At 72.7% G+C, this 19,956-nt stretch carries 20 protein-coding genes; 9 read left to right on the top strand and 11 right to left on the bottom strand.

The annotated features are described in order from the left end of the window. Window positions 1-20: 20 nt before the first annotated feature. Entirely contained in the window at window positions 21-1,586 is a 1,566-nt protein-coding gene (locus AC4BGE_RS15255) for an APC family permease (protein WP_490575813.1), read from the bottom strand. A 163-nt stretch (window positions 1,587-1,749) separates the two neighbouring features. Between AC4BGE_RS15255 and AC4BGE_RS15250 the strand changes: the two genes are divergently transcribed. Together AC4BGE_RS15250 and AC4BGE_RS15245 are read left to right on the top strand one after the other, a co-directional pair. Next, window positions 1,750-2,034, top strand: coding sequence for a hypothetical protein (locus AC4BGE_RS15250; protein WP_490569534.1), 285 nt, complete (start codon window positions 1,750-1,752; stop codon window positions 2,032-2,034). Between the two features lie 28 nt (window positions 2,035-2,062). Continuing rightward, window positions 2,063-2,599 carry a hypothetical protein gene (locus AC4BGE_RS15245; protein WP_490569533.1) on the top strand — a complete coding sequence of 179 codons (537 nt, stop codon included), beginning with the start codon at window positions 2,063-2,065 and terminating at the stop codon, window positions 2,597-2,599. Here the strand turns inward: AC4BGE_RS15245 and AC4BGE_RS15240 are convergent. Beyond that, window positions 2,596-4,164 carry an FAD-dependent oxidoreductase gene (locus tag AC4BGE_RS15240; RefSeq protein WP_490575812.1) on the bottom strand — a complete coding sequence of 523 codons (1,569 nt, stop codon included), beginning with the start codon at window positions 4,162-4,164 and terminating at the stop codon, window positions 2,596-2,598. The genes AC4BGE_RS15245 and AC4BGE_RS15240 overlap by 4 nt on opposite strands. A 67-nt stretch (window positions 4,165-4,231) precedes the next feature. Between AC4BGE_RS15240 and AC4BGE_RS15235 the strand changes: the two genes are divergently transcribed. Further along, window positions 4,232-6,019, top strand: a complete 1,788-nt coding sequence (locus tag AC4BGE_RS15235) for an acyl-CoA dehydrogenase (RefSeq protein ID WP_490575811.1) — start codon at window positions 4,232-4,234, stop codon at window positions 6,017-6,019. Window positions 6,020-6,024: 5 nt separating this feature from the next. Here AC4BGE_RS15235 and AC4BGE_RS15230 read toward each other — a convergent pair whose 3' ends face one another. The 3 genes from AC4BGE_RS15230 to AC4BGE_RS15220 are packed head-to-tail and all read right to left on the bottom strand — an operon-like array spanning window position 6,025 to window position 8,964. Continuing rightward, on the bottom strand, window positions 6,025-6,945 hold the full coding sequence (locus AC4BGE_RS15230) for a contact-dependent growth inhibition system immunity protein (RefSeq protein ID WP_490575810.1): 921 nt from the start codon (window positions 6,943-6,945) through the stop codon (window positions 6,025-6,027). Between the two features lie 19 nt (window positions 6,946-6,964). Continuing rightward, window positions 6,965-8,368 (bottom strand): RNase A-like domain-containing protein, encoded by a 1,404-nt coding sequence (locus AC4BGE_RS15225; protein WP_490575809.1) that lies wholly within the window; start codon window positions 8,366-8,368, stop codon window positions 6,965-6,967. Next, window positions 8,365-8,964, bottom strand: coding sequence for a contact-dependent growth inhibition system immunity protein (locus AC4BGE_RS15220; protein WP_490575808.1), 600 nt, complete (start codon window positions 8,962-8,964; stop codon window positions 8,365-8,367). Before AC4BGE_RS15220 ends, AC4BGE_RS15225 begins: the two co-directional genes overlap by 4 nt. A gap of 141 nt (window positions 8,965-9,105) precedes the next feature. Between AC4BGE_RS15220 and AC4BGE_RS15215 the strand changes: the two genes are divergently transcribed. Continuing rightward, window positions 9,106-10,548: a hypothetical protein gene (locus AC4BGE_RS15215; protein WP_490569527.1), complete on the top strand. Its 1,443-nt coding sequence runs from the start codon at window positions 9,106-9,108 to the stop codon at window positions 10,546-10,548. Here the strand turns inward: AC4BGE_RS15215 and AC4BGE_RS15210 are convergent. The 6 genes from AC4BGE_RS15210 to AC4BGE_RS15185 form a co-directional block, all read right to left on the bottom strand. Next, window positions 10,523-10,819 carry a WXG100 family type VII secretion target gene (locus tag AC4BGE_RS15210; RefSeq protein ID WP_490569526.1) on the bottom strand — a complete coding sequence of 99 codons (297 nt, stop codon included), beginning with the start codon at window positions 10,817-10,819 and terminating at the stop codon, window positions 10,523-10,525. The genes AC4BGE_RS15215 and AC4BGE_RS15210 overlap by 26 nt on opposite strands. After that, the gene (locus AC4BGE_RS15205) at window positions 10,816-11,115 is read right to left on the bottom strand and encodes a WXG100 family type VII secretion target (RefSeq protein WP_490569525.1); all 300 of its coding nucleotides are present in this window, start codon (window positions 11,113-11,115) and stop codon (window positions 10,816-10,818) included. Before AC4BGE_RS15205 ends, AC4BGE_RS15210 begins: the two co-directional genes overlap by 4 nt. Window positions 11,116-11,242: 127 nt before the next feature. Beyond that, window positions 11,243-11,608 carry a DUF3054 domain-containing protein gene (locus AC4BGE_RS15200; protein WP_490569524.1) on the bottom strand — a complete coding sequence of 122 codons (366 nt, stop codon included), beginning with the start codon at window positions 11,606-11,608 and terminating at the stop codon, window positions 11,243-11,245. Window positions 11,609-11,611: 3 nt separating this feature from the next. After that, the gene (locus tag AC4BGE_RS15195) at window positions 11,612-12,457 is read right to left on the bottom strand and encodes a Gmad2 immunoglobulin-like domain-containing protein (protein WP_490575807.1); all 846 of its coding nucleotides are present in this window, start codon (window positions 12,455-12,457) and stop codon (window positions 11,612-11,614) included. A 59-nt stretch (window positions 12,458-12,516) separates the two neighbouring features. Then, window positions 12,517-13,527 (bottom strand): cytochrome d ubiquinol oxidase subunit II, encoded by a 1,011-nt coding sequence (locus tag AC4BGE_RS15190; protein WP_490569522.1) that lies wholly within the window; start codon window positions 13,525-13,527, stop codon window positions 12,517-12,519. Beyond that, a complete protein-coding gene (locus AC4BGE_RS15185) occupies window positions 13,524-14,927 on the bottom strand; it encodes a cytochrome ubiquinol oxidase subunit I (RefSeq protein WP_490569521.1) in 1,404 nt (467 codons plus the stop codon). Before AC4BGE_RS15185 ends, AC4BGE_RS15190 begins: the two co-directional genes overlap by 4 nt. A gap of 62 nt (window positions 14,928-14,989) precedes the next feature. Between AC4BGE_RS15185 and AC4BGE_RS15180 the strand changes: the two genes are divergently transcribed. The 5 genes from AC4BGE_RS15180 (at window position 14,990) to AC4BGE_RS15160 (ending at window position 19,952) form a co-directional block, all read left to right on the top strand. Further along, complete coding sequence (locus AC4BGE_RS15180; protein ID WP_490569520.1) at window positions 14,990-15,946, top strand: ABC transporter ATP-binding protein; 957 nt, start codon at window positions 14,990-14,992, stop codon at window positions 15,944-15,946. Between the two features lie 2 nt (window positions 15,947-15,948). Beyond that, a complete protein-coding gene (locus AC4BGE_RS15175; protein ID WP_490575806.1) occupies window positions 15,949-17,124 on the top strand; it encodes an ABC transporter permease in 1,176 nt (391 codons plus the stop codon). Window positions 17,125-17,134: 10 nt separating this feature from the next. After that, complete coding sequence (locus tag AC4BGE_RS15170; protein ID WP_490575805.1) at window positions 17,135-18,298, top strand: ABC transporter permease; 1,164 nt, start codon at window positions 17,135-17,137, stop codon at window positions 18,296-18,298. A 155-nt stretch (window positions 18,299-18,453) separates the two neighbouring features. Beyond that, window positions 18,454-18,936: a PaaI family thioesterase gene (locus AC4BGE_RS15165; protein WP_490569517.1), complete on the top strand. Its 483-nt coding sequence runs from the start codon at window positions 18,454-18,456 to the stop codon at window positions 18,934-18,936. Continuing rightward, a complete protein-coding gene (locus AC4BGE_RS15160) occupies window positions 18,933-19,952 on the top strand; it encodes a DUF2804 domain-containing protein (protein ID WP_490575804.1) in 1,020 nt (339 codons plus the stop codon). Before AC4BGE_RS15165 ends, AC4BGE_RS15160 begins: the two co-directional genes overlap by 4 nt. Window positions 19,953-19,956: the final 4 nt, after the last annotated feature.

The raw sequence follows: 19,956 nt of genomic DNA, 5'->3' as shown, positions 1-19,956 counted from the left end.
GACCCGGGCCTGACCCCGACCTACGCCGGCTGCCGGACCTCCGGCACCGCGGCGACCGCGGCGGCGGCCTCGGAGGCCGGCAGCGCCGCCCGCACCCCCCACTCGAACATCAGCAGGGAGAACGCGGTGACCGCCACCATGTCGACGCCGTTGGGGAGCCACTCCCGGCCGCCGCCGAACCTGCCGACGAAGGTCAGCAGGAGCAGCCCGGCGTAGTAGGGGCCGAGCCACACGAGCGAGCGCAGCGAGAGCGCCCGTGCCAACTCCGGATTGCGAAGCAGACGCCCGGCCAGCACCACCATGCCGACGCCGATCGGGAGGGTCAGCTTGATCATCGTCTCCCAGCCGGTCCAGTAGACGATCAGGCCGACCACCACGAAGGCGAACCGCGCCACCACCGCCAGGGCGGGGAGCCGGAACGGCCGCGTCCGATCGGGCACCTGCCGGCGCAGCGCGACCACCGTGATCGGTCCCAGGCACATCGACAGCACGATCGCGCCCGAGTTGAAGGAGAGCAGCTCCGACCAGCCGTCCCGGAAGGCCAGGAGCAGGGCCAGCCCGACCACCAGGTTGAGGACCATCGCCCGCAGCGGGACACCGTGCCGCGAGAAGACGGCCACAGCGCGTGGGAAGAGCCCGTTCTCCGCGACCGCCACCGTGAGGCGCCCGCTGGAGGCGGTGGAGACCAGGCCCGCGCCGAACGGCCCCAGCACGGCGTCGGCCACGACCAGCTTGGCCAGCAGGGCCATGCCCAGCCCCGAGAGGATGGCGGCCAGGGGACCGTTGGCCCCGCCCTGGTCGAGCCTGGCCCAGCCCCGGTCGAGGTCGGCGGGGTCGACCGCGCCGATGAAGCCGAGCTGCAGCACCGTGAAGAGCACGACGCAGATCATGATCCCGCCGACGAGCGCGACCGGGATGGCCCGCTGCGGTCGCCGTGCCTCCCCGGCGAGGTCGAGCGCGTGCCGGAAGCCGAGGAAGGCGAAGACCACCCCGCCGGTGGTGATCGCGCTGAGCACCCCGGTCATGCCCTCGGGAGCGAATCCCTTCTCCTGGATCGGGGCGGAGGAGAAGCGGGTCAGCAGTGCCACGGCGACGACGAGCGGGATGAGGAGCTTGACCCAGGTCACCAGGGTGTTGACCCGGGCGAAGAGGGCGACCCCGAAGGCGTTGAACGCCGTGAAGACCACGAGGACGACCGTCGCGGCCACGATCCCTCCCACGCTGAGAGCGCTCTGCCCGTTGGCGGAGGCCTCGGCGACGAAGAGCCAGTCGAACGCCGGCTCGTTGCTCGCGTACTCCAGCATCGCCTGGGTCTCGATCGGCGCCGCCGTCACGTAGCCCACCCACGCCACCCAGCCGATCGCGATCCCGACCCCCTGACCGTGGCTGAAGGTGGGCAGCAGCCCGAGGCCGCCGACGACCGGCAGCATGGCGGAGACCTCGGCATAGACCAGAGCCACCGCGATCAGCATGATCCCCGCGATGGGCCAGGCGAGGATCGCGGCGGGGCCGGCCTGCTGCGCGGCGAAGAGGGGGGCGAACAGCACTCCGGAGCCGACGACGCCGCCGATTGCGACGAAGGTCAACCCGAGAGTTCCAACCGAGCGATTGGGAGCTTGTGGCTCGTCCATCACGTTTCACGGTAGCCCGGCCCGGGCGACCAGGACAGGCTCTGGGAGGTCCGCGTAGCCAATCGGCCTCCCCGTCGTTGCACAGGGTGTGACGGTCTAGCCCAGTGGGAGATGGCGGATGAGCGAGCTGACGCAGTTGCTGCAGGAGATCAACGACGGACGGGTGGACGTCGAGGAGGCGGCCCCGAGGATCGCCTGCCTCGTGTCGAGCCTCCCCGACGACCAGCCCTCCGAGAGGGATCGGCTCAGCCGGTTCGAGATCATCCAGCTGAAGATGGAGGGGGCGCTCGACGGACCCTCCGAGAGCTTCATCGAGGTGGAGGTCGCCCACGTCGTCGGCGAGCTGACCGACGAGCAGTACGACGTGATCAAGACGGCCGTCGTCCACCTGGCGCTGCGATGAGCGCCACCCATACGTCAGACTGACGCCCATGTCGTCGTCCCAGCCTGTTGCCGCCAGCAGCTTCGCCCAGACCGTCCGCATCCTGACCGGGGCCCTCGTCGGCGCCCCGGTCCTGATCGGGCTGGTGCTCGCCTTCGTCGGGAGCAGCGACGCGGAGTCGGGCGACAGCTGGCTCACCGGCACCCCGGACCCGGTCTTCGCCGGGATCCTCCTGGTCGCCGGGGTGGCGCTCTTCGCACTCATCCCGTCGATGGGCTACAACCTGCCGCCGCTCGCCCCCGGCACCGAGGCGGGTCAGGCCCGCAAGGCGGCGCAGGGGCGCTACCAGGCCGGCATGATCCTGCGGTTCGCGCTGGCCGAGGCGCCGGTTCTGCTCGGGATCGTCTTCGCCTTCCTCGACTCCTCCTACCTGCTCTACCTGCTCGGCGCGGTCATCGGCCTGACCCTGATGTTCCTCCACGTGCTGCCGACACGGCGGGTGGTCGAGCGCTCCGCCGAGGTGCTGGAGGCCAACGGGGTCGACTCGGGCCTGCGCCAGGAGTTCGGCTACGACCACCGGCTCTAGAGCCGCCGCGCCCGCAGCACCGAGTCCCGCACCCTCATCTCCTCGCCCGTCTGCGGGTGGGCCTGGGTGCGGTCGCGCGCCTCGCACACCTCCACCTGCCACTCGCCCTCGTCGAGGGCGGGCAGCAGCGACTCGGGCGTGAAGAGGAACGAGCGGTGCCCGTGCCGGACGCCGGTCGCGTGGTCGTCGGGGTGGTGGCCGACGACGAGCAGGGTGCCTCCCGGCGCGACGGCCGAGCCGAGCCGCCGGGTCACCGCCACCATCCCGCCGTCCGGGAGGTGCATGAACTGCGAGCTGACCAGGTCCCACCGCTCCTCGCCGGGCTCCCAGGTCCGGACGTCGACCTGCCGGGTCTCCACCCGGTCGCCGACGCCGGCCCCGGCGGCGTGCTCGGCCGTCTTCGCCAGCGCCGCCTCGGCGAAGTCGACCGCGGTGACAGCCCAGCCGTGCTGGGCCAGCCAGATCGCGTCACCGCCCTCGCCGCAGCCCACGTCGAGCGCCCGGCCCGGTGTCAGCGACACGGCCTCCGCGGCGAGCTGGGGGTTGACCCGTCCGCTCCACACCCGCTCCCCGGAGTAGCGCTCCTCCCACGCCGGGCGCTCGAACCGCTGCGCGCGCGCCTCCGCGACCGCTCGGTCGGCGTCGGCGGCCGCCAGGTCGGCGTTGATGGAGGCGCCCACCCGGTTGCCGTGGGCGGCCGAGGCCATCAGGGTCATGCTGATGTCCGTGGCGTTCCCCGCGGCGTACACGCCCGGCACCGCGGTGGCGCCGAGGGCGTCGACCCGCAGCACCGAGCCCATCACCACCCCGCCCATCTCGAACGGCTCGGGCGCCAGAGGCAGGGGGCCCAGGAAGTCGACGCGGACGTGGGGCTCGGAGGCCACCACGACGGCGTCCCGCTCCAGCACCGACCCGTCGGCCAACCGGAGACCGAGCAGGCGGTCGCCTTCGACCACGACCTCGCGCGGGGTGCCGGAGAGCAGGCGTACGCCGACGGCCTCCAGCCGCTCCACGTCCGCGTCCGGCAGCTCCACGCCGTCCGCGACGACGACCACGACGTCGTCGGAGAGCTGGCGGAAGAGCAGTGCCTGGTGGGCAGCCACCGCGCTCGTCGCCAGCACGGCGATCGCCCGGTCGCGCACCTCCCAGCCGTGGCAGTAGGGGCAGTGCAGCACGTCGGTGCCCCACCGGTCGGCCAGCCCGGGCACCTCGGGCAGCTCGTCGAGCACGCCGCCGGTCACCAGGACCCGGCGGGCACTGATCTGCCGGCCGCTCGCCGTGGTGACGGTGAAGTCGTCGGCCGAGCCCACGACCTCGCTCACCCGGTCGGTGACGACCTCCACGCCGTACGCCGCCACCTCGGCGCGCCCGGACTCCAGCAGGTCGAGCGGCGCGACGCCCTCGCGGCCCAGGTAGTTGTGCGCGTGCGCCGACGGCGCGTTGCGCGGTTCGCCCGCGTCGACCACCAGCACCCGGCGCCGCGAGCGCCCCAGCGCCATGGCGCCACTCAGGCCGGCGGCCCCACCACCGACGACCACCACGTCATAGCTCGACTTCTCGCTCATGCCTCCAGCATCGCCCCCACCCGCAAGACTTGCGCCCCCTGCTGACCACGGCGGGTAGCCTGCGGCGATGAGCCAGATCATGTCCCGCGCCGACCTCGAGTTCCTGCTGTTCGACTGGCTCGGCACGGAGCGGCTCTTCGAGCGGGCGCGGTACGCCGACCACTCGCGCGACACCGTCGAGGACCTGCTCCGGCTGGCTGAGCAGATCGCCACAGAGTCGTTCGCCCCGCACAACCGCAAGGCCGACCTGGAGGAGCCCCGCTTCGACGGGGAGAAGGTCGAGCTGGTGCCCGAGGTGGAGCCCGCGCTTCGCGCCTTTGCCGACGCCGGCTTTCTGGCCGCGCCGCTGGGGGAGTCCGTCGGCGGGATGCAGCTGCCCACGTCGGTCTTCAACGCCGCGATGGCGTGGTTCCACGCCGCCAACGTGGGCACCACCGGCTACGCCCTGCTCACCATGGCCAACGCCAACCTGCTCACCGTGCACGGCACGCCCGAGCAGGTCGAGCGCTACGTGCAGCCGATGATCGAGGGCCGTTTCTTCGGCACGATGGCGCTCTCCGAGCCGCACGCCGGGTCCAACCTCGCCGACATCACCACCCGGGCCGAGCCCCAGGACGACGGCAGCTACCGGCTCTTCGGCCGCAAGATGTGGATCTCCGGCGGCGACCACGAGATGGGCGACAACATCGTCCACCTGGTGCTGGCGCGCACCCCCGGCGCCCCGGCCGGCACCAAGGGCGTCTCGCTCTTCCTGGTGCCCAAGCACCTGGTCGCCGAGGACGGCTCGATCGGTGAGCGCAACGACGTCGTGCTCGCCGGGATCAACCACAAGATGGGCTTCCGCGGCACCGTCAACACTGCGCCCGTGCTCGGCGACGGCGCCTACACACCCGGGGGTCGTCCGGGAGCGGTCGGCTACCTGGTGGGCGAGCTCAACCGGGGCCTCCCCGCGATGTTCACCATGATCAACGAGGCCCGGATCGGCGTCGGGCTGGGCGCCACCGCACTCGGCTACACCGGCTACCTCAAGTCGCTGGCCTACGCGCGGGACCGGCTGCAGGGCCGACCCGCCGGCGCCTCGCCCGAGACCGCGCAGGTGCCGCTGGTCGACCACCCCGACGTGCGCCGGATGCTGCTGGCGCAGAAGTCGTACGTCGAGGGCGCGCTGGCGCTCAACCTCTACTGCGCGCGGCTGGTCGACGACATCGCCTCGCTCGAGGACGCCGGCGAGGTGAGCGCCGCGGAGAAGCTGCTCGGCGTCCTCACCCCGATCGCAAAGAGCTGGCCCTCCCAGTGGTGCCTGACCGCCAACGACCTGGCGATCCAGGTGCTCGGCGGGGCCGGCTACACCCGTGACTTCGACGTGGAGCAGCACTACCGCGACAACCGGCTCAACCCGATCCACGAGGGCACCCACGGCATCCAGGCCCAGGACCTGCTGGGCCGCAAGGTCCTGCTCGACGGCGGCGCCGGCCTCGGGCTGCTGGCGGACCGGATCCGGACGACGATCAGCCGGGCCGCCCAGGTCGAGACCGCGCAGTTCTACGCCTACCAGCTCGGCGGCGTGCTCGACCGCCTGCTCGAGGTGACCGCCCAGGTCGCCGGCCGCGGGACGCCCGCCGAGATCCTGGCCGACGCCACCGCCTACCTCGAGGCGACCGGGCACGTGGTCGTCGCCTGGCTCTGGCTGGAGCAGCTCCTGGTCGCCGAGGGCCGCGAGGGCGCCTTCCACGACGGCAAGCGGGCGGCCACGGCCTACTTCTTCGGCCGCGAGCTGCCCAAGGTGGGCCCGATGCTGGACCTGCTGGCCGCCGGCGACCGGACGACGCTGGACCTGGACCCGGCCTGCCTCTGATCGCTCTACGAGTCGCCGGTGTTCCCCTGAGTGCGGGTCGAGCGTGCTTCGTGGATGCGGGAAGCGAGGTCGTCCAGCCAGGCGTGCCAGGTCTCGTCGCGGACGAGGCTGAACTGGAGGCCGAACTCGTCGAGCAGCGCCTCGAGCTCCTGCTCGGAGAGAGGCCGGAGTCGCTCGATCTCCTCGAGGAGGGCGTCGGCATAGGGGCCGGAGCCGGTGGCGAAGGCGGCGATGACCTCCGGGTACTCCTGACGGGCGTCCCAGCGGTCGAAGAAGTAGGCGTCGCACAGGTGTCGGAGGCCGGGCAGGTCCGTGCGTCCGCGCCGGGGGAACTCCGGAAACGAGGTCTCCACTCGGAACCTCTCGGGCTGTTCAGCATCCTGGCTGAGGATCACTCGTACGACGTGCTGGTCGCTCATTCCCAGCCGATAGTTGCCGACGCTCCCGACTGGCATCGGGAAAGTCCCCTCGATGACAAGTCGCTCCTCGTCGGTCTCGAGCCACCGTTCAATCTGGTCCTGGTGCGCGCGGACAACGGCCTCCGTGAGGCGCTGTCCCGTCTCCTCGTCCCGAAAGCGCGTCGTGTACCGCCCGGTGCGCCAGTCGGTGAAAGGCGGGGGGAGGAGTGAGTCGTCGGGTCCGAGGCGGGCGCGTCGGGCGGTCTCACTCAGCCATTCTCGGTATCCACCGGAGAACTCGGACCCTGTGTAGTTCAGGCCCTCCGCGTCGAGGAACGCGTCCAGTTGGACGTCGTCCATCTCGTTCAGCAGTAGATCGATCTCCTCGGGCAGTCTCCTCGCCAGACTCCCGGAACCGCGCAGGAAGTCGTCGAGGAGCAGCCACACGTCGTTCTTGTAGAGGAGGTCCCAGTCCTCATGGAAGTAAGCGCCCATCAAGTGATCCAAAGCAGGGAAGCGCTTGTTCATCGGGAGCAGTCGCTTTCGGTCATATGTGTGGGAAGGACGTGAGGAGTCGGAAGCCCTCGTCCATCTTTGCGTCTCTTATCAGGACGATGCGCACCTTCGTCGCCTCGTGGACCATGCCATCGCGGCCCAGGATGCGCCCGACCGAGGCATGAGCCGGATGCTCGAGCGTCAGCTTGGTGACGTCGTGAGGGCCCGCCAGCCATCGCTGGACCACATCGCTCTGTGACTCGATCCCATCGGCGATGACGCGTTCGGCGGTGTCTTGGTCGACATAGGTTGAAGAGTGCTTCAGTTTGCTGTTGGCGAAACGCCCACGTAGGAACCCGTCGGACTTTCCTACGTGCCGCTCGAGGGTGTGCCCCGGGCCCTCATGAGTTCTCAGCCAGCCCGGCTGCCGCAAGGAGGGGAACCGCCAGCTCCCGGGGACGCGACCCGCACCGCCACCCAGCGACCCCCGCTCGTCCCGCAGCCGCGCCCGCGCCCGCACGAACTTCGAGAGCTGCCCTTGTGAGTGAGCCAGCCCCTGACCGGCGGCGCGCACCCCGCTGGCGGAGGTGCCGGCGTACGCCGCGAGGGCGAGCGCGAGGGCATGCAGCTTCGGCGCCTTGGCGGCGATCTTGGCCGAGACCACTCCGGCCCCGCCGAGAGCGGCAACCCCGCCGCTGAGCAGGGCGAGCACGCCGGAGACCACCGCGCCCTCCACCAGCATGGCGATGATCTCGTCGAGCACCGCGTGCATCGCCTGGTGCGCCGCCTCGACCCGGTCGGCGTACTCCTCGCACGACTGGGCCAGCGCGGTGAGATCGGCCTGCACGTCGGCGACCAGGCCACGGATCTCCGCGAGGGCGTCCAGAGCGAGCGGCACCTCGGGGGAGACCTCGTTCTGGAGTCGATCCGCGGCCACCGCGCAGGAGTCGGGCAGGTCGGCCACGATCCGCGCGGCGTAGCGCCAGGCGGCACCGGCCCGACGCAGTGCGGCGATGTCCGCCGAGGGCCAGGCGAAGCCCTCGACCTGGTCGACGATCCAGCCCTTCACGTCGCCGGGGGGAGCGGGGGTGCCGCCGGCTGCGCTCGGCAGCGGGCCGGGGGTGAAGCTGCTCAGCGTCGGCGCGGCTCTGCGCGGCACGTCGGACCGGCCGGCGCTGGCCTCCTCGGCGGCCGCGTGGTTGGTCTCGGAGGCGGCCAGCAGGAGGGCCAGGCTCCCGAAGGTGTCGGTCAGGTCGGCCAGGGTGGCGAGCGCCTGGGGCGCTGCCTGGTCGTAGGCCTGCGCGAAGTCGTGGCTGGTCGCGTCGTCGCCCGCCATGCCGCCGCAGCCATCCAGCCGCTGCGCCAGGATCCCGGCGGCGACGGCGAGGACCTCGTTGCCGGTGGCGAGCTCCTCGGCGGCGCTGGAGTAGCCCTCGCCGAGGAACGCGATCCTCATGGGGTGGACTGCGAGGTGGCGTGCTCCACCCGCCGCGCGAGGTCCTCGACCCAGCCGTGCCAGGTCTCCCCGGCAGCGAGGGTGAACTGGCAGCCGAGCTCCTCCAAGAGCCGGTCGAGCTCGCCCTCGGTGAGCGGCCGCACCCGGTCGAGCTCCTCGAGGAGGGGGCGGGCGAACTCGGGGGAGTCGCGCAGGAACGTCGCCAGGGCGACGGGGTAGGTCCCGAAGTCGTGGTCCCAGTCCTGGTGGAAGTAGACGCCCGTGAGGTGCCGCAGGACGGGGAGGTCGGTGTGGGGCTCCAGGCCCGGCTCCGGATAGGCGGTGTGGACCCGGAAGCCGTCGGGCATCCGCGCGTCGCGAGCCAGGACGACGCGGACGCCCGTGACCTCGACGACGCCCCGGGGGCTGCCCAACCGGCCCGTCGGCACGCCGAAGCTGTCCTCGACCATCAGCCACGGGCGACCCGAGTCGAGCCAGTCGAAGACCTCGGGGGCGTGGCCGTTGATGACCTCGCCCACGAAGGTCTCGGCGGCGTGCTCGTCGGGGAAGGACGAGGCGGTGCGGGGCGGACGGCTGGCGCTGGTGAAGGGTTCCATGGTCAGGAGCATGGCGAAGACGGACGAACGCTGCCGGAGTTATCCCCAGCCCTCGCGACGAGCTCTCGGCCGCCGCGACGCCGCGTCTCACAGGAGAAGACGCTGCTTGTTATCGAACAGGTGTTCGATCAGGATGGGGTCATGACGACGGACGATCTCTCCTCAGCGGCGCTGCTCGCGGCCGCCTCCGAGGCTCTCGCGGCCCGCCGCTGCGCCGAGGTCGCCGAGATGGAGCTGGCTTCCCAGTGGGCGGTGCTGCACGGTCATCCGGCTGACGAGCGCGACCCGATGACCCGCTGCGGTGGGGAGGGGACGCCCCCGGTGCGCGAGTACGCCCTCCCGGAGCTGGCGATGGCCCGCGAGACCCACGTGGCCACGACCAGGGCCCTCGTCGCGGACACCCTCGACCTCCGCCACCGGCTTCCCAGGACCTGGTCCGTGGTGGTGGCGGGGGAGTGCGAGCCGTGGGTCGCCAGGAAGGTGGCGGTCCTCTCGCGTGAGGTCCCGCGGGAGGCAGTGGCCATCGTGGACGCCGCCGTCTCCCGTGCGATCGCCGGGCACGCCCCGTCCACCGTGCTGGAGATCGCCCGGGCCAAGGTGATCGAGGCCGATCCCGAGACCTACGCGATGCGGCGCGAGGCCGAGCGGCACCGGCGGTACGTCGCACTCGGCCGGACCGACGAGCTCGGCTTCCGGCACGTGATCGCCCGGGTCGGCTCCGGGGACGCCGCCTGGGTCGATGCGATGGTCGACCGGGTCGCCGACATCCTCAGTGCCGAGCTGGGGCGTGACCACAACCGCGACGAGCTGCGAGCGGAGGCGTTCGGCTGGCTGGCCCGCCCCGCCGACCTGTTGAAGCTCCTGCTCGACCACCACACGCCGGACGACGAGGAGCCCGACCGTCCCGCCTGGGCCCCCGACCACCTGCGGCGCACCGTGGAGCGACTGGCCGCCATGTCCACCCGACAGCTCGCCGCGCTGCGCGGCCGCGGCCGCGTCTTCGTGCACGTCACCGCCGCCTCGATGGCGCTCCAGGCCGGGACGGCCCGGGTCGAGGGGATGGGCCCGGCGCTGGTGCAGGCGCTCCGAGAGATCCTCGGGCACGCCGACGTCCGCCTCACCCCCGTGGTCGACACCCGGATCCGCCCGCGGGTCGACCAGTACGAGCACCCCGAGAGCACCAAGGACCTCGCCTGGCTGCTCAGCGGGGGAGACGCCTTCCCCTTCTCGCCCCGCAGCGCCACCCGCGACGGCGTCGACTTCGACCACGTCGCGGCCTACCAGCGCAACGGCCCGCCCGGCCAGACCGGCCCGCACAACTCCCGCCCCCTGCGCCGCACCCACCACCGCTGGAAGACCCACGGCGGCTTCCGGGCGCGCGCCTGCGGCCCCGGACGCGTGCTGTGGCAGACGCCTTACGGCGTCTGCGTGCTCGTCGACCAGGACGGGAGCCGGCGCCTGGCGGACCAGGAGGCAGCGACCATGCTCTCCGCCCCACCCGGGGTCGACCTCTACCTCTCCCGGTTCGCGCTTGACTACGACGGGTCGGAGCACTCGCTCACCGGACCTGCTGCCACATCGTGAGGTTGGCCTCCACCGCCCCTTCGTAGTTGGCGTGCGCGTCCGCCCCCAGGGCCCGGATGCCCGCCAGGGCCGCTCGCATGTCGTCGAGCTCGGCCTGCCACCGCTCGTGGGAAGCGGCGTGAGCGTCCCGGGCTACCCCGGCCCACCGCTCGTGCAACCCCTGCGTGGTCAGGGCCACGTCGGCGGCCAGGTCGGCCAGCTCCGCGTGGAAGCGGGCCATCTCCGTCACCACCAGGCGCAGCTCGTCCAGGTCGACGCGGTAGCCGGTCATCCCAGCCTGCTCAGCAGCCGGGCCTGCGACCGGCCGCTCTCCGAGTCGGCGGCCACGAGCACAGCGCCCGCGTGCCGGGCTGCCGCCAGGTCGGCGTCCATCTGGTCCAGCACCTCGCGGGCGCTGGACCGCCACTCCTCCCAGTGCGCCGCGAACCGGTCCGCGGCGTCACCGCGCCACTGCCCGAGCAGCGACGCCACCGCGGCCTCGATCCGCGCCGCGCGGGCGGCCGTCTCGTCAGCACGGGCCTCGAGGGCGTGGGTCGCCGACGTCAACGCCTCCTGCTGGAGCCTCATCTCCATGCTTCCTCCCCAGGGGCGGCCCGCGGACGGGTGCGCGCCCGGGCACGATCCTGCCGAGTCCGGGCACTCCGTGTGGACGCGGGACGCCCGGCCTGTGGAGAGAGCGGCTGTCCTCAGTCGCTCAGGCGCTCCGACGAGCGGCCCAGGCGGCGACCAGTCGCCAGCCGAGCATCGCCGCCCCCAGCACCCCGGTGGCCACGGCGACGAACGACCACGCGGTGCCGTCACCCGTGAGCTGGCGCAGGACCATGCCGGCCACCACCGTGGTCGGCCAGACCACGAGGCCCGCCACCAGGGTGGCGGCGGGGCGTCCGCGCAGGGCCGGCACTCCGAGGAGCAGCAGGTGCCCCAGGGCCGCGCCCACCAGGAACGGCCAGGCGATGTCCGCGACGGCCAGCAGGCCGTCCTCCCCGTCGTGGGACCGGCGGCCGAGCGCCGCGAAGACCACGACGGCGACGGCGTCGAGCAGGATCGCGAGGAAGGGCATCTCCTACTCCACCGTCACGGTGCGGGTGTCGGCGATCACCGGACCGCCCTCGCCGCCGGACATGTCGTCCTCGGCGACCTCGATCGTCCAGATGCCCGGCTCCAGGTCGACGGTGAAGCTGAACGGCGAGAGCGTCATGCCCTCGGCCGCCGTGGTGAAGCCGGTCTGCACCTCCTGGCCCTGCGCGTCGAGCACCCGCCACGGCACGTTGGCCTCGAAGGCCGCCGCCTCGCCGGTCACCGTCACCGGCGAGGTCACCCTCGCCCCCTCACCGGGGGTGTCGATGTTGAACAGGGTGCGGACGTCGTCGGCGCCGCCGCGCGTCGTCGCGCCGGGCCAGGTGACCCCGGCCCACAGCTCGCCGGCCGGCTCGCCCTCGATCAGCAGGTCGACCGGCAGGTCGACGCCGAGCGCCTCGGTGGCCGTCCAGACGAGCTGCTGCACCATCATCTTGGCGGTACGCCGGTTGGCGTCGGCCTCGAGCGCTTCCGCGGAGAGGTCGACCGTCACGACGCCGTCCGCCTCCTCGACGCCCAGCACCTGCGTGGCGGGGTTCCAGGTGGCCCGGTAGTCGGGGTCGAGGGGCCCCGCGAGCATCGCCTCGAGCGCCCCGGCTCCCGGGTCGCCGGCGACCGGACGCGACTCCCGCGCCAGCCGCGGTCCCAACCGGGTGTCGACCAGGTGGTAGACCAGCCCGGCGCTCGCGGGGGACGCGCTCGCCGTGGGGCTGGGGCCGGGATCCGTGGCCGTGCCGTCGTCGTCCTGGTCGCCGCAGGCCGCCAGGGCGCCGAGCGCCACCAGGGTCGCGGCGAGCGAGGCGGTACGGCGCAGGGTCGGTCGGACGAGCATGGGGACCTCCGGTTCCGAGGGGGAAGTGCAGGAGGCCCCATCGTGGCAGGCGCAGCGCCTCATTCGGGATCCGGGCGGCTCCACTCCTCCGACTGGGTGAGACGGAAGAGGTAGTAGAGGGCCGGGCCCACGATCACCACGGCGAGGCCGACCACGATGATCAGCCCCCACAGCGTCGAGTCGGCCCCGGCGGCGTCCTCGATGGTGACCTCGTCGACCAGCAGCCACGGGTACTGGCCGAACCCCCAACCGAAGAGCACCGCGGCGACCGCGCAGACGGCGGTCACCCGCGCGACGACGTACTCGCGCCGGTAGAGCAGCACCAGCGTGGCCGCGCCGGCCAGGGCCGAGACCACCACCAGCGGGGCGGCCCGTCCGGTCAGCCCGTCGGCGAGGGTGGGGGCGTCCCGCGAGATCGGCACCAGCGCGGCGAAGACCACCGCGCCGGTGACCAGGCCCCCGACGATGGTGCGGCGGCGCAGCCGCAGGGCCAGGCTCGTCGACCCCGACCGCTGGGCGTCGGCGGTCAGGAAGACGCCGGCCAGGAACGAGCAGGTCAGCACCGCGATCACCCCGCCGAAGAACGACGTCGGGGTCAGCCACGACGACCACAGCTCCCCGCGGCCCTCCGCAGGCACCCGGCCCGAGGCGATGGCGCCCGCCACCGCGCCGAGGAAGAACGGCGTGATCACCGACGACGCGGCGAAGACCACCCCGAAGATCCTGGCCTGGCCCAGCGTCGCGGAGTACTTGCGGAACGCGAAGCTCGACCCCCGCAGCACGATCCCCAGCAGGGCGAAGAGCATCGGGAAGATGAGCGTCGACATCGCCGACGCGAACGACTCCGGGAAGCCGGTCCACCACACGACCAGCACGTAGATCAGCCAGACGTGGTTGGCCTCCCAGACCGGGCCGATGCTGTGGTCGATCAGGGTCCGCAGCTCCGCCCCGTCGACGTCCCCGCCGGCGGTGAGGTCGTAGGAGCCGGAGCCGAAGTCGGCGCCGCCCAGCACGCCGTACGCCACCACGCCCACGAAGAGCGCGGCGGCCACGACCAGCGCCAGGCTCACGGCCGCTCCCTGTCGCTGTCGTGCATCCGCAGCTGCGGACCGTAGGGGCTGGGGAGGTCGAGGTTGCCGGAGCGCCACCGGGCGGTCATCGAGCGGATGACCACGGTCGCGGCCACCGTCATGGCGGCATAGAGCAGCAGCGTCGCGGTGACCAGCCACCACAGCCACCCGTTGCTCTCCGCGGCGTCGGCGGTGCGCAGCACGCCGTAGACCACCCACGGCTGCCGGCCCACCTCGGTCGCGGTCCAGCCCAGCTCGACGGCTACGACCGCCAGCGGCCCGGCGGCGACGCAGGCGCGGAGGAACCAGACGTTGCCGAGCAGGTCGTGCCCGCGCCACCGGGCGATCCAGTAGACGAGCACCAGCAGCATCAGCGCGAAGCCGATGCCCACCATCCCCTGGAACGTCAGGTGGGTGATGTTGACCGGAGGCTGGTCGGCCACCGGCACGGTGTCGAGCCCGGGGACGGGTGCGTCGAAGGAGTTCCGGGCGATCAGGGAGCCGATGTAGGGAATGTCGATCGCCCCCCGGACCTTCCCGTCGATCAGCAGCCCGCCCAGCCGCAGCGGCGCGCGCGTCTCGGTGGTGGTGGCCAGCTCGAACGCCGCGAGCTTGGCCGGCTGCCGGTCGGCCAGGCCGCCGCCCAGGAGGTGACCGACGACCGGCTGGAGCACGGCGGCCACCGAGCCGAAGGCGAAGGGGATCGTGAAGCCGGTGCGGTGGTGTGCGTCCCGCCGCCCCCGCAGCATCCCGACGGCGTAGACCCCGGAGGTCAGCAGGCCCACGACCATGAACGCCGCCACCCACATGTGCAGGAACTGCAGGAACGCCAGGTCGTTGAACATCGCGCGCCACGGGTTGACGTCGACCACCTCGCCGTCCCGGATCCGGAAGCCGGCCGGCTGGTTCATCCAGGCGTTGACCGCCACCACGCAGAAGGTGCCGATCACCCCGCTCACCGCCATCGGCAGCAGGGTCAGCAGGTGTCGCTTCGGCGCCATCCGCCCCCAGCCGTAGAGGTAGATGCCCAGGAAGATGGCCTCGGTGAAGAACGCCAGCCCCTCGAACGCGAAGGGCAGCCCGAGCACGTCGCCGAACGGACCCATCAGCCCGGGCCACAGCAGCCCCATCTCGAAGCTCAGCACCGTCCCGGAGACCGCGCCCACCGCGAAGAGCACGGCCGAGACCTTGGCCCAGCGTTGCGCCAGCCCCAGGGCGACGGGGTCGTCGCGGTAGATGCCACGCCAGTGCATCACGAAGATCATCGACGGCAGCGCGACCCCGAAGCAGGCCAGCACGATGTGCCAGCCGAGCGAGAACGACATCTGCAGCCGGGCGGGGAGAAGACCCGCGGGTTCCTCCGCGGTGACCACCTGGAGGAGCACCTCGGGCAGGAGCACCCTGACCACGGTACGACCGGGCTAGACAGGCGGCTAGTCCCTTCAGCCCCTAGGCTCACGGGGTGACCGACGCCGCGCCCCCCAGTGACGTGCTCGTCGTCGACTCGCTGGAGCGCCGCTTCGGCGACCTGCGCGCCGTCGACGGCGTCTCCTTCCACATCGCCCCCGGCGAGACCTACGGCCTGCTGGGGCCCAACGGGGCCGGGAAGACGACGACCATCTCGATGGTCGCCGGACTGATCCGTGCCGACGCCGGCACGGTCACCGTCGCCGGGCAGCCGATGACGCCCTCGACCCTCGAGCCCAAGCGACACCTCGGCCTGGTGCCCCAGGACCTCGCCGTCTATCCCGAGCTGACCGGCCGGGAGAACCTCACCCTCTTCGGCAGGCTCCAGGGCCTGCGGGGCAAGGCGCTCGGTGCGCGGGTCGAGGAGGTGCTCGACCTCATCGGCCTCGCCGACCGAGCCAAGAGCCTGACCAAGGAGTACTCCGGCGGCATGAAGCGCCGCCTCAACATCGGCATCGGTCTCCTCCACCAGCCCACCCTGCTGATCCTCGACGAGCCCACCGTCGGGGTCGACCCGCAGTCGCGCAACGCGATCCTGGAGTCGGTCGAGGCCCTCTCTGCCGAGGGGATGGCGGTCCTCTACACGACCCACTACATGGAGGAGGCGGAGCGGCTCTGCGACCGGATCGGGATCATCGACTCCGGCCGCCTCCAGGCCGAGGGCACCCGTGACGACCTGATCCGCCTGACCGGGGGCGTCGACACCATCCGGCTCAGCGGCAGCGGTGGCCTCGACGCGGCCGCCGACCGGCTCCGCGCCCTGCCCGGCGTGGAACGGGTCGACGCCGACCGGCGTACCGCCACCCTGACGGTGCGGGACGCGCCGGCCCTCGTGGCCCAGGTGGTCGGCACCGTCGCGGACGCGGGTGTGACGCTGGCGGACGTGGAGATCTCCCGCCCGGACCTCGAGTCGGTCTTCCTGCACCTGACCGGCAAGGCCCTGAGGGACTGACCGTGCGCCAGCTCCTCGCCCTGACCGCCAGCGACCTGCGGATGCGGATCCGGGACCGGTCGGTCCTGATCTTCGCCTTCGTGGTGCCGCTGGCGCTGATGTTCGTCTTCAACCTGGTCTTCGGCAGCACCGACGACCTCGAGCTGGAGCCGATCACCGTCGCGGTGAGCGTCCCGGAGGGCGACCCGATGGCCGCGGTCGTCGTCGACGTGCTCGCCGGCCTCGACGGCCAGGACGGCCTCGAGGTCACGGTCACCGAGACCGGCGAGAAGTCCGCCCGCCGGCAGGTCGAGGACGGCGAGGCCGCTCTCGCCCTGCTCGTCCCCGAGGGGTTCGGCGACGCCGCGCAGGCGGGCGAGCCGGTCACCGTCGACGCCGTCCGCGGCGACGAGGCGGGGCTCGAGGCCGACGTGGTGCTCTCGGTGGTCCTCGGCGTGCTCGACCGGTTCGGCGCGGGCGCCGAGACCGCGCGCGCCGGGCTGGCCTCCGGCGTCCCGCCGCAGCAGGTGGGCGCCCTGGTGGAGGAGGCCACCACCGCGGGCCCGGCCTACGAGCTGCGCCAGGGCGAGGCCTCGGACCAGCAGCTCGACGCCGGCGCCGCGCTCGTCGCCGGACAGGCCGGGCTCTTCCTGCTCTTCACCGTCAGCTTCGGCGTCACCTCGCTCCTGGTGGACCGCGAGACCGGCACCCTGGCCCGGCTCCGCTCGATGCCGATCCCGCCCTGGCTGATCGTCTCCGCCAAGGCCCTGGTCAGCTTCGTCCTGGGGGTGGTCTCCACCAGCGTCCTGCTCACCGTGGGGAGCTTCTTCTTCGACGCCGACTTCGGGTCGCCGCCGGCCGTCGCCCTGCTCGTCGTCTGCGTCGTGGCGGCCGCCACGTCGGTGATGTTCCTGATCGCCCGGGTGGCCCGCACCAGCGAGCAGGCGAGCATCGCCACCTCCATCGTGGCGGTGGTCCTGGGGATCGGCGGCGGCGCATTCTTCCCGATCAGCGCCGCCGGGAGCCTCGCCGTCGTCCTCGACCTCAACCCGGTGGCGGCGCTGCTGCGCGGGCTCGGGATCACCTCGGCCGGTGGCGGCGTGGGCGACCTCGGCGCCCCGATCGCGATCATGCTCGGCTTCGCCGCCACCATGTGGCTGCTCTCCCGGCTCGTCCCCGACCGGGGAGCACTCTCGTGAGGGGGCAGGCATGAGGAACGCGCTCACCGTCGCCGGCCTCGAGCTGCGGCTCTTCCTCCGCGACCGCTCCAACATCTTCTTCGTCTTCGTCTTCCCACTGCTGCTGGTGCTGATGATCGGCGCGCAGTTCGGGGACTCCGCCAACGCCGGCCGGGTGGCGCTCAGCGGCAGCGGCAGCGCGCTCGAGCAGCAGCTCGCCGACCAGCTGGAGGACTCGGACGTCGTCCTCAGCGACCAGGACTGGGACGGCGCCCTGGAGCAGCTGGCTCGCGGCCGGATCGACGTCGCCGTCCGGGTGGACGCCGAGGCGGAGGCCGCGCACGAGGCGGGAGAGCCCGTCGTGCTGGAGGTCGTCCGCGGCTCCTCGGCCAACGCCCAGGTGGTCGAGCAGCAGGTCCGCGACGCGGTGGGCGCCCTCCGCGTCGCCCAGGGGCAGATCGCCGCCCTCACCGCCCGCGGCGTCCCGGTGGACCGGGCGCGGGCGGCCCTGGCCGACGCCGCCGGGCAGGTCGAGGCCCCGGCCCTGGAGGTGACCAGCGTCGACGAGCTCAGCGAGCAGTTCGCCGGTCTCGGCCAGTTCGACCTCGGCGCCTCGGGCCAGCTGCTGCTGTTCGTCTTCCTCGCCTGCCTGGCCGGCTCGGCGACGCTCATCCAGGCGCGCCGGCTGGGGGTGATCGCGCGGATGCTCGCCGGCCCGGTCTCCACCGTCGAGCTGATCGCCGGCGAGACCCTCGGCCGCTGGGCCATCGGCCTCTTCCAGGGTGCCTACATCATGCTCGCCACCTCCCTGCTCTTCGGCGTCCGCTGGGGCAACCTGGCGCTCTCGCTGCTGGTGCTGGCGGTCTTCAGCCTGGTCGCCGCCGGCGCCGCGATCCTGCTCGGCACCCTGCTGGAGAACGAGGGCGCCGCGGGTGGCGCGGGCGTCGGGATCGGCCTGGTGCTGGCCGCGCTGGGTGGCTCGATGCTGCCGCTCGAGCTCTTCCCCGACACCATCCGCACGGTCGCCAACCTCACCCCGCACGCCTGGGCCTACGAGGCGTTCGCGGAGATCCAGCGGCGCGGCGGCGGCCTGACGGACGTGCTGCCCCAGCTGGGGGTGCTCGCCGCGATGGCGCTGGTGCTGCTGGCGCTGGGCGCCTGGTCGCTGCGCCGCAGCCTCGCCCGGGCGATGTAGCGGGACCGCGCAGAAAAACCTCGGGCGTCTTTCGCCGTTCTGCTGCGCGACCCGTGGTGCGCCCGGCATGCTCTTGCTCAGACCCCGCCGGTGACCCGAGACACCGGCGGGGTCTTCCTCGTCCGCGGCACGCGCCGGATGGCAGGATCGCCCGGGTGAGCGACCCCCGAGCCCTGACCCCCGACCAGCTCCGCGAGCACCTCAACTCCTGGCCGACGTTCGCCGCGCAACGGATCACCGTCGAGGAGATAGCCCCCGACTGGACCCACGCGCTGGTCCGGATGGACCTGACTCCGGAGAACGCGAACTTCTTCGGCACCGCCTTCGGCGGCAGCCTCTTCTCCATGGTCGACCCCTTCGTGGTGATCCTCGCCGCCCAGCAGCTCGGTCCCGGGTACGCCGTGTGGGACAAGGTCGTCGAGATCGACTTCCTGCGCCCCGGCACCGGTCCGGTGACCGCCCGGGTCGAGATGCCGGTCAGCGCGGTCGAGCGCCTGCGTGAGGGGACCGCCGACGGGCAGCGCCTGCTGCGGGTCTTCCCGGTCGACCTGGTCGCCGAGGACGGCAGCGTCGTCGCCCGCCAGGAGCGCACCCTCTACGTCCGCCGGCTGCAGCCGGACGCGGTCGAGGCCCCGTGAGCGCCAGGCGGGTGGGGGAGCGCGAGCTCGTCGCCCCGGTCCCGCTGACGCTGCCCGACGGCCGGCTCAACCCCGACGCCGTCGGCTGGAGCCGCACCCCGCTGGTCAACACCGACGGGATCGGTCGCGGCCGGCTCGGCTTCGGGCGCAACAAGCGGTGGGAGTACTGGGCGGTGACCACCCCCACCCACGTGGTCGCCCTGGTGACCTCCGCCCTGGACTACGCGGCGGTGCACGGCATCTGGCTGCTCGACCGGGCCACGGGGGAGACCGTCGCGCACGACGCCATCGGGGTGCTCGGGGGCAGCGTCTCGCTTCCCGGCACGCTCGGGGCCGGCCCCGTGCGGACGAGGACCAGGAAGCTGCGCATCGAGATCGATGAGGTCCCCGGTGGCACCCGGCTGCGCGCCGCCGGACCGCGGGTGCGGGTCGACGTGATCGCCGAGCGCCCGGCGGGCCACGAGAGCCTCGGGGTGGTGGTGCCGTGGAGCGAGCGCCTCTTCCAGTACACGGTCAAGGACGTCGCCCGGCCGGCGACCGGGAGCATCCGGGTCGACGGGGCCGAGGTCGAGGTCCCGGCGGGGGAGTCGTGGGCGACCCTGGACCACGGCCGGGGTCGTTGGCCCTACGCGGTGCGCTGGAACTGGGGCGCGGGGTCCGGGCGGACCGACGGCCGCGTCGTCGGCGTCCAGGTGGGTGGCCGTTGGACCGACGGCACCGGTTCGGTGGAGAACGCCCTCCATGTCGACGGCCGGCTCTCCAAGATCAGCGAGGAGCTGGTCTGGGAGTACGACCGCGACGACTGGATGGCACCCTGGCGCGTCCTGGGGGAGAGCGTGGAGCTGACCTTCACACCCTTCCACCTCAAGCGTTCGGTGATCGACATGGCGGTCTTCGCCTCCCGCACCCACCAGTGCTTCGGTCACTGGGAGGGCCGCATGCGTGACGACACCGGGGCGTGGGTCCGGGTCGCCGACCTGGTGGGGTGGGCCGAGGACGTGCGCAACCGCTGGTGAGGGT

The sequence above is a fragment of the Nocardioides sp. Z50_6 genome (assembly GCF_058215755.1).
This window is presented reverse-complemented; position numbering and strand designations above follow the sequence as displayed.

Excerpts from the sequence above, each read along its gene's own strand:
- AC4BGE_RS15225 (WP_490575809.1), bottom strand. The coding sequence starts at position 8,368 with ATGAGGATCGCGTTCCTCGGCGAGGGCTACTCCAGCGCCGCCGAGGAG.
- AC4BGE_RS15250 (WP_490569534.1), top strand. The coding sequence starts at position 1,750 with ATGAGCGAGCTGACGCAGTTGCTGCAGGAGATCAACGACGGACGGGTG.
- AC4BGE_RS15235 (WP_490575811.1), top strand. The coding sequence starts at position 4,232 with ATGAGCCAGATCATGTCCCGCGCCGACCTCGAGTTCCTGCTGTTCGAC.
- AC4BGE_RS15245 (WP_490569533.1), top strand. The coding sequence starts at position 2,063 with ATGTCGTCGTCCCAGCCTGTTGCCGCCAGCAGCTTCGCCCAGACCGTC.
- AC4BGE_RS15210 (WP_490569526.1), bottom strand. The coding sequence starts at position 10,819 with ATGACCGGCTACCGCGTCGACCTGGACGAGCTGCGCCTGGTGGTGACG.
- AC4BGE_RS15205 (WP_490569525.1), bottom strand. The coding sequence starts at position 11,115 with ATGAGGCTCCAGCAGGAGGCGTTGACGTCGGCGACCCACGCCCTCGAG.
- AC4BGE_RS15195 (WP_490575807.1), bottom strand. The coding sequence starts at position 12,457 with ATGCTCGTCCGACCGACCCTGCGCCGTACCGCCTCGCTCGCCGCGACC.
- AC4BGE_RS15230 (WP_490575810.1), bottom strand. The coding sequence starts at position 6,945 with ATGAACAAGCGCTTCCCTGCTTTGGATCACTTGATGGGCGCTTACTTC.
- AC4BGE_RS15215 (WP_490569527.1), top strand. The coding sequence starts at position 9,106 with ATGACGACGGACGATCTCTCCTCAGCGGCGCTGCTCGCGGCCGCCTCC.
- AC4BGE_RS15170 (WP_490575805.1), top strand. The coding sequence starts at position 17,135 with ATGAGGAACGCGCTCACCGTCGCCGGCCTCGAGCTGCGGCTCTTCCTC.
- AC4BGE_RS15200 (WP_490569524.1), bottom strand. The coding sequence starts at position 11,608 with ATGCCCTTCCTCGCGATCCTGCTCGACGCCGTCGCCGTCGTGGTCTTC.
- AC4BGE_RS15240 (WP_490575812.1), bottom strand. The coding sequence starts at position 4,164 with ATGAGCGAGAAGTCGAGCTATGACGTGGTGGTCGTCGGTGGTGGGGCC.
- AC4BGE_RS15220 (WP_490575808.1), bottom strand. The coding sequence starts at position 8,964 with ATGGAACCCTTCACCAGCGCCAGCCGTCCGCCCCGCACCGCCTCGTCC.